Raw genomic sequence first — 8,966 nt, 5'->3', positions numbered from 1 at the left:
TGTTGACGATTTGGTTGTCGCTAAAGCGTGTCTTTTTCATAGGATTCTCCTGCTGATGTATTCTAGCAGTTACTCTCTATTTATGAGTGTTCTTATTTATTGGGGGGATTACCATATCAAAGCGAAAAAAAGTCCGATTAATGTCAACATGCTCATTAACGTACGCTTGAACGATGTAGAGAAAAAAAATGACCAGACACTCTCCTTGCAACTGAATCATCTAGATTTAAATAAAGAATTTAAGATGGATACCCAAGCACTGATTTTAGCACTAGGCTACGAATATAAAACACCAGAATTTATCCATTCTATCTCTGAAAAAATCAATAGAGATGACACGGAGGGGCGTTATCAAATCGCTCGGAACTATAGCATAGATGATGACGAAACTATCTTTGTGCAAAATGTTGGCTTGTATTCTCATGGTATCTCTGTGCCGGATCTCGGCATGGGATGTTATAGAAACTCGATCATCATCAACCAAATATTGGGTGAAGAATATTATCAAGTAGAGAAAAAAATAGCGTTCCAAGACTTTCTACCCAAAGCATTACAATAGCCTTACTATAATAAAGAGAGCTTGATATGCCAAACCTATCGCAAATATTGCCAAATAATTATGAAAAAAAAATAGCGGACACAGTATATGGACTAAGGCAAATTCAATACCCCGACGATATGCCACTGATATATGACTGGATGCATAAAGAACACGTTATCCCGCAATGGCAATTAAATGAGCCGATGCCTAAACTACTGGCCTACTATGAAAAGATGATTGTAGACGACCATCAAAAGCTTTATTTCATAACGATAAATGGTAGGGCTGTGGGGTACATTGAAGTGTATGAAGCGGCCCGAGATCGTGTCCGTTTATATTATGATATTAAGGCGGCAGATATGGGCTTTCATATCCTACTAGGAGAAACGGACGTCGTCGGTAAAGGCTATGCTAAACCCATTATACGGTGCCTAACGGATTTTATATTCCAAAACAGTCGCGCTCGTAAAGTTATCGTAGAGCCTGATAGCAAGAATAAACCCATGTCGAAGATCTTGAACGCTTTGTCTTATGAGCCTCAAGGTGAGCTTGATATGCCCGAAAAAGTGGCAATGTTATATTTTTGCTACCGGGACACTTTCTATAACGCTCAAAATACGTCACCGGTAAGCGCTTAAGGCGTCATCAATGATAAAAAACGTAGGGTACAAAAGGAAAGCATGACGACATATGATATGTATTGTTTACCGCCAGCAGGGAGTAGCTCTATGTTGTATAGCGCTTGGCAAAAACTACTCCCAAGCTATCTTAATGTGATACCAGTAGAATATCCAGGCCATGGTATTAAAATGAGCACGCCATTATGCGATTGTCCAGACGTTCTTGCCCAAGAAATCGCTGAAAATATCAATCGAGACGTTAGCAAAAGACAGCACTCTTTTGCACTTTTTGGGCATAGTTTGGGAGCAGCGTTACTCTGGAAAGTCATTAATTATTTAGATGCGTCTACTCGCCCCTTTCTTAGTCTCATTATCGTCAGTGGTAGACCAAGCTATCAGCATACTCGGCATATGCCACTCAAGCATTTATTAACGGATGAGGAGTTAATTGAGGCATTAACGCATTATAACGGCACACCAAAAGCAATTCTTGACAACAAAAACACCTTATCTTTCTTTTTACGTATTTTGCGTAATGATTTTTTAGTGAACGATAGATTATTAGCAGACAATCCAAAGAAGACCACCGTGCCGCTACTGGCATTATATGGCGATGACGACACGGATATAGCTGACAAGACCAAAATGGATGCTTGGTCAGCTTATAGTGAAAACTGGCTAGGAAGTTACGTTTTTGCAGGCGGTCATTTTTATTTTAACAATCGTGAGGTGTGCAAAGAGATGCTACAAATAGTCACTTATGCCATTGAGTATACAACAACTACCATCTGATATATCGAACCGTATATAAGAACGCAGCATAAGTACCCAATATAAAAGCTGGTATCCGCCCAGCATTTAGTAATAAACCCCTATCGCCTTATTTTTTGAAGCCTATTTAAAATGACAAACTCTACCATCATTAAACCTATTTTAAAGCTTGCTATTCCATTGATACTCATACAGCTTTGCCAAGCCTCGCTCGGTATCGTTGATGCGATGGTTGCTGGACAATATAATTATAAAGATCTAGCCGCCGTGGGTTTAGGCAGTGCCATATGGACACCTGTCTTTCTTTTTTTTACGGGTGTGTTATATGTCTTTGTTCCTAAATTTGCCGCCCTTAACAATACTGTTGATACCAATAACGCCGATGCCAATAACATTTATCACGGCAATACACATATAGCGGCTCAAAAGCTCTTTTTACATGCCAAAAACGTTGCTTTTTGGCTGTCTATTATTGGATTCGTAATCATTGAACTATTAGCCTTTTCAGTCACTTGGTTTATTCAAGATGACGAGGTCAGTTTAATCACGAGAAATTATTTAATGTTTGTTGGCCTTGGGATGCCAGGTATTATTCATATGCTTATGTATAGAATAACGGGTGAAGGGAATAGTACCCTAAAACCTATTGTTTTAGTGAGCTTTCTACTGGTTATTATGAACGCTTGTCTGAATGTTATTTTTATCCATGGTTTTTTAGGGTTTCCTGAAATGGGTGGGATGGGATGCGGACTGGCGACGGCAGTAAGTGGGTATATCGCTTGTATGTTTTTAAAAAAACAGATTACTCAACAGTTACCTTGGGTTGCCAGTGCTGGTCATTCGGTCTCTGGTAATAATGTTTCTGTAGACAAACAAGATAGTAAACGCTTACTCATAGAAGGATTGCCCATTGGTTTTTCTTTTTTACTCGAAGTCATGGCGTTAACCGTGTTGGCTTTTTTAATCTCCACCTACAGTATTCGGCACATTGCTGCGCATCAAATTGTTTTAAACATCACCTTGGTTGCGTTTATGATTCCTGTGGCTATTGCGAATGCAACAACGATTCGCATCGCCTACTTTAATGGTATAGCGGATGCGTCAAACGCTGCAAAAGTGGCAATATTCACCCTGTTGGTTACGGTGGTGTATGCAACGATTATGGCCGCCTTATTAGTCGTTTACGATGATAAGATAGTGGGCTATTTTACCAATGACGATGGCGTAAAAGAGATAGCCACCATTCTGATGACATATGGCGCTGCTTTTCAATTTTTTAGTGCCATGCAAATGCTCATCAGTGGTGTTTTACGAGGTTTTGAAGATTTCGTAAAACCCTTATTGGTGATACTTATCAATTATTGGCTATTTATTGTTCCCATCGTTATCCTCTCTATTAAATTTAATTGGATAATGAGACTGTGCGTTGAAGACATATGGTTATTAATGGTAGTGGGATTGGCGGTGTCGTCATTTGTTCTTGCCATAGTATGCCGAAGAAAGTTTAAACATATACAGCTAGGCAGCTAGGCTGGACTAGCCGCCTAGCCATATCAATCAGTAGTGGCTTTCCAATATCCTTTAATATGGTTCTGCTTGCCAGTTAACTGGCGCTCATTACGTAAATAATGACGCACGACTTTACACGCCTTGCTTTCAAACGCGCCCCATACCCCGTCTATAGACTCAATATCTTTTAATATCTCAAGGGTTTTTAATCCTTGTTGATTATATGGGCTGACAATACGATGAATAGTCGCTCCTACCGGAAATTCATTATCGTCAAAGTAATCTTGTTCTAACGGTTGTTGACTTAAGATAACAATATGAGGCGGTATATCGTTTTGCCAAAAGTCCAGAATACCCGCCAAAGCAGGATAAGCCGTTTCATCAGCAATTAACACCGTTTGCCCCTCCTGTAAATGCGCGTGCTTGTCATCGGTTTCTGTACGACTAAAAACAATATCGCCCAAATTTACTGTTTCAATCCATAAGCTACCTGCACTATTTCCATGCGTGAACACATCCATATAACCTTGATTATTAAAATCAGATTTTTTACTCTTCCAAGCCGAGCGTAGTGTGTACAGACGAATATCTTTATTGATGGTTTTTACAATCTTTTGCCTTCTATCACTAGATACTTTTTTAAGCAGCCATAAGAATGCTTGATTGCCTCGTTTTTTTACTTGTTTATTAACCTGTTCTTTTATGGAGGTGGTTAGCGAGGTGATTTGCTGCTTGTCTGCTACTGTCTGCTGAAGGGGTGTTTTATTCAGTACTTTTAGTATCATTCCATAAGCATAGCCGGCATAATTTTCTGGTAGCGGCGTCTCACTATGTAGCGTCAACCGCGTCATGTTTGGCGTTAATTTTTGTTTACCAATCACCTCAAAGTAATGCTTTTTATTACCTGTTAAATCGCGACCTTGCTCCGCCATCGCAGTATATGCCAAATAAAGCACCTGTTCTTCTAAATCACCTTCAAGTTTAAAATCGACAAACAACTCTTGGGCTTTATTATTTACCTGTGCTGATATCAGCATCCCTTCTTTATAAATATCTATAATAAGAGGATTTGTAATTGCTAAATCGGGGTAATAATACGCTGCAATCGCTTGTACTTCTTCGATATGGTCTTGATTAAGATGCTCGATGATGTCTAACTTGGCATCTATATCTGCTATCGGCGTAAAGGGGCGGGTGGCTGGCATAAGGTAACCTGTGCTGTGCTAGTGAATAGAATTTAGGGTTTATTAAACAATTAACGGACCCTAGCGTAATAGAAGAAAATGTGTAGAAGCGATACTATAGTTGCCCACCCTTAAAGAGTTACGATGTAAGACTCGCTTAGCCTACTACTGTAGTACTTGCAATTATCTGCCGTGTATCACTTTTAAGGTTGATTAAGACTAGGGTCTGTCTAGGGCATGTCTCCAATTGGATTATAGAGATAAAAATGAGATAGATTGTTGTCAAACGTGAATAATTTCGCAGTTAATATAGACATATTGACTACGAATTAGACAAAGTTTGGCGGTAATATAGCCATTTTTAGCCCATAAATTGTAAATGAAGACACGCCCTAGATTAAGTGACTGAGATCTAGCTATTAAACATGGTTTGTTTTGCGCGCATAAATAAGACAATGATGAGGGTGAGAGAGATACTTGCCATTAGCACTTTGCTGTAGCCAAACGTATTGGCTGCCGTCATCGCTACACCTGCACAAACAAAGCCCATAAAAGAAAGAGTACCCAGTTGCAAGGTAAAGAACGTGGCTTTGGCAGATTTTAGGCTGGCTTTATCCATCGCAATTGTGGCACCAGTCGCCATGAGTGCAGGGTTTACTAAAAAGTAGGTGGTCACTGCACTATATACCATAAGCTTATTGGTGTAACCATAGCTTAGAGGTAAAAATAACATCAGTACCAAAGCTTGCGCTACCGTTAACACGAGCAATGTTTTAACTCGGCCCATTTTGTCAATAAGAAGACTGGCACTAAGCGCAGAAATCACCCCAATCACAGAACCGTATACTTTAGTCACAAAACCTATATCTGCAAACGTCCAGTGCGCATCCACCAGTATTGGATTCAATAGGGTAAAACCGGCACTAAATCCGACAGGGTAAATTACTAATAAAATAAACCATGCCAGATTACTTCTTATAAATTGCCACATGGCGACTAATAAGATAACTAACGAGCGCGTTAAAGACGTCTTTTGCACAAACTGCGTAGCGGCTGTGCGGGTATCAGCATTGTCTGGTAACTCTATTGTCGGCTCTACATAACGCAGCAGTTGTAACCATGAGATACTTGTTAATAACGCTAGCACAAGCAGTGACCCTTGCCATTGTAGCCAAGGATATGCCATAAGTATCAGGCCACCACCAATAATATTACCCACAAGATTACCAGAGAACTGCACACTGTTTGCTCGTTGCCGCTCATTTTTACTAAAGATTTTGTTCGCAAGGCCATCTACCGCAACATCTTGCACGCTCACGGCCAAAGCATAAACAAGCATTAATCCTATCATTAGACTAAACTGTGTCGCAATATCTAGCATACCGATGATAACCAATAAAATCATCATTAAAAACTGCGCTATAAGTAACCAACTGCGATAACGCCCTTGTAACTGTCTGTGCATAAATGAGGGTCGAATAAGGTCTATAAATGGGGCGTACAGTATCTTTAATAATAGCGGTAAGGCAATGATGTTTAATAAAGCAATTTTGTTTAATGGCATCCCCATATCGCGCATAATAGCGACTGAAGATGCAAAAATAAACGCCAGCCCGATATACTGAGTGATATAAATACTGGCAAGCAAAACCCAAGGCTTGCGATTGGAAGATATTTTCATCTGTTGTTACCTTAATAGTAGTGACAGTCTTAATAGTAATAACTATATTTAAGACCATAGCTTCTATCAGTTCCTAATATACCAACATTCATCGGATATATTTTTATATGCTCGTAGCGTTCATCTGTTAAGTTTTTACCCCAAATGCTTAGTTCGTGGTTGTAGCTGGTGAGTCCTAGACTAGCGTCAACCAAACCATAACTCTCAAGCTCAATACCATTGTACGCTTGCGCATAACGGTCACCCACGTAGCGATATTTTGCATCAGCGAACCACTGCGCTTTACCAAATACTGGCAATGTAAACAGTAAATCATCGTTGTATTGCATACCAATACTGCCACTGAATTTTGGCACTTGTGGCATGTGGTTATCTTCTGCCGTTAGCGGTAACATCCCCGGACTAGCGGGTGGTGGTACTTCGCTAGCATCAGTGACCTTTGCATCGGTGTAGGCAAGTTGGGTTTTTATCTGCCAATTATTGGTCATTCGCCAATCTGCGGATAGCTCGATACCTTGACTACGGCTATCAACGTTGAACGTTTCACTTTTATATTCAGGAGGTGAGGCTGTTACGCTCATATGGTCGTCTTTCATTTTGTTACGATAAAGTGCCAACCCCAAATTTAAGCGATTGTCTGCACTGCGATATTTTGTACCAATCTCAGAGGCATCAATTGTCGTCGGCTTGTAATATGCAAGGGGGTTACCATAAGCCATGTTATTGTCATAATCGGCAAACCCACCGAACTTATGACCGCGTGATTGTAGTGCATATACCCGCCAATTAGGACTTATAGCATAGCTCAAACCAAAGCGTCCCGTCGTTGCGGTGTCCTCCAGCGTTTTACTGCCACTTTTTACATCATTACCCAATGGGTTATTATCATTGCCTTGCCAAACGGCATCGTGTGTTTGCTCTTCATTTGCCAAACGTAGCCCTGCTATCACATCTAGACTTTCGGTCGCAGGATACGTTATTTCACCAAATATGGCTTTCGTCTGGGTATCAAATGTTTTATCGGTAATTGCGTTGTTCGCACTACCAAGAGTGCTGTTTTTCAATAACCCATCTGGCATGTCATTTAAGTTCATTCGGGCATCGTTTTTCCACACCCTATCTTTGTTTGCGAAGTAGAGTCCTGCGACCCACTGGACTTCGCTCTCTGGCTTAGAGACCAATGTTATTTCTTGCGAAACCTGTTTAATCGATTCCTCTAAGTATTGACGATTGTTATCAGGATGGGTAAGAACCTCACTGAATATGGGCTGTTGGTCTTCTGGAATTCGGTATCCGCTGAATTGTAGGGACATCATCTCTGGCGGTAGGTAGGGGCGCAGAATATCGCTATCATAATGGTGATAACCTGTTTTTGACTCTATATCAGCAAAATCAAAAGCGGTACTATTCACCACTAAATTCATGCCCTTAGCGGTGTTTGTATTTTCATGTGGTAGATTAAACGTGGCAACTTTATAAGTATCAAAATCTTTTTGTAGGACAGGAACATTATTGGTTTGCTCATCATGATAAGCGGTTAAGACGACATTATTGTCTTCGTTATCATCATGCCAACGCAACTTGGCTTGTATGCCTTGTTTGTCTTTTTTATTAAGCGGTTTGCCATCTTCTCGTTTTATCAGACTATTATCACGTTCCTCCAGCATACCTGCAATGCGAAAAGAAACATTATCCGTTATAGGTAGATTTAGCATCGCCTCGCCACGCTTAAGATTATGATTACCCACACCCACACTGACCCTGCCTTCTGTATAATCTGATGGGTCAAAGGTTTTGATAATGATACCACCAGCCTCAGCACTTGAACCCAATATTGTCCCTTGAGGACCTTTTGCGACTTCAACTTTTTCAACATCAATTAAGTTTCGTGCCAATCCCGTTTTACCATTACTGATACCATCTATTCGGACATCAACAGAATTATCATCAAGACTGGTAATACTTAACGAGCCTGTACCACGCATCCATAGTGTCGAGTAGCCCACATTACCACCATCGTGGATATCTATACTAGGTACATCTCGCAAAGCATCTGTTACCGTCACATATTGCTTGTCTTCAATTTCTTGCGCGTCAATCGTATCAACCACAAAGGGGGTCTTTAACTCGTCTTCTTCAATACCTCGAGCATTAACAGTAATCGCATCAAGGGTGACAGTAGGCATGTCATCAGATGTCATTTCATTAATACCATTATTTTGTTCAGCGACCTCTTTCCTCTCAGCAAACTGTTCCGCATTAAAGGTTTGCACATTTGAGGACAGGCTATTTTCATATGGGGCTGCCAATGCTGTGGTAGGAATATATAAACTGAGTAATGGCGCTAGATATAAGGAGGGCATATATAAAGCATTAAATTTTTTAGTCGTTTTGATATCCTTACTGAGATGACGGTCACTGAGATAATATTGAAGGGAAGATGATTTGCTAGGCAACATATATAAATCCAAAGTAACATAAATGAAAAACAATGTTAATGATAATCAATATCAATTACAAAGTTAACACAAATTTTTAGACTATACGTAATTTTTTAATAAAATCGGGAAAGTTACTGATTTATATCAATTTATCATATATTAATTCCGGCATATAGCCATAAAACTTGTAAAACACCCGACGAAAATATTGAGTACTAC

7 protein-coding genes are annotated in these 8,966 nt (G+C 40.0%); 4 read left to right on the top strand and 3 right to left on the bottom strand.

Annotated features, from left to right (window positions below; all coding sequences use genetic code 11):
• From L0J61_RS06545 to L0J61_RS06530, 4 genes are all read left to right on the top strand, one after another.
• Window positions 1-559: SidA/IucD/PvdA family monooxygenase (locus L0J61_RS06545; RefSeq protein ID WP_301465524.1), on the top strand; the 559-nt coding region annotated here is incomplete at its 5' end.
• A gap of 26 nt (window positions 560-585) precedes the next feature.
• A complete protein-coding gene (locus L0J61_RS06540; protein ID WP_192520251.1) occupies window positions 586-1,179 on the top strand; it encodes a GNAT family N-acetyltransferase in 594 nt (197 codons plus the stop codon).
• 42 nt (window positions 1,180-1,221) lie between these two features.
• Window positions 1,222-1,953 (top strand): thioesterase II family protein, encoded by a 732-nt coding sequence (locus L0J61_RS06535; RefSeq protein ID WP_060490650.1) that lies wholly within the window; start codon window positions 1,222-1,224, stop codon window positions 1,951-1,953.
• 111 nt (window positions 1,954-2,064) lie between these two features.
• Window positions 2,065-3,462, top strand: coding sequence for an MATE family efflux transporter (locus tag L0J61_RS06530; RefSeq protein WP_192520252.1), 1,398 nt, complete (start codon window positions 2,065-2,067; stop codon window positions 3,460-3,462).
• 23 nt (window positions 3,463-3,485) lie between these two features.
• Here L0J61_RS06530 and L0J61_RS06525 read toward each other — a convergent pair whose 3' ends face one another.
• The 3 genes from L0J61_RS06525 to L0J61_RS06515 form a co-directional block, all read right to left on the bottom strand.
• Complete coding sequence (locus tag L0J61_RS06525) at window positions 3,486-4,646, bottom strand: siderophore-interacting protein (RefSeq protein ID WP_301465523.1); 1,161 nt, start codon at window positions 4,644-4,646, stop codon at window positions 3,486-3,488.
• A 391-nt stretch (window positions 4,647-5,037) separates the two neighbouring features.
• Window positions 5,038-6,306: an MFS transporter gene (locus tag L0J61_RS06520; protein WP_301465522.1), complete on the bottom strand. Its 1,269-nt coding sequence runs from the start codon at window positions 6,304-6,306 to the stop codon at window positions 5,038-5,040.
• A 29-nt stretch (window positions 6,307-6,335) separates the two neighbouring features.
• On the bottom strand, window positions 6,336-8,669 hold the full coding sequence (locus L0J61_RS06515; RefSeq protein ID WP_301465521.1) for a TonB-dependent receptor: 2,334 nt from the start codon (window positions 8,667-8,669) through the stop codon (window positions 6,336-6,338).
• Window positions 8,670-8,966: the final 297 nt, after the last annotated feature.

The sequence above is a fragment of the Psychrobacter sp. genome (assembly GCF_030457785.1).
Taxonomy (GTDB): Bacteria; Pseudomonadota; Gammaproteobacteria; order Pseudomonadales; family Moraxellaceae; genus Psychrobacter.
This window is presented reverse-complemented; position numbering and strand designations above follow the sequence as displayed.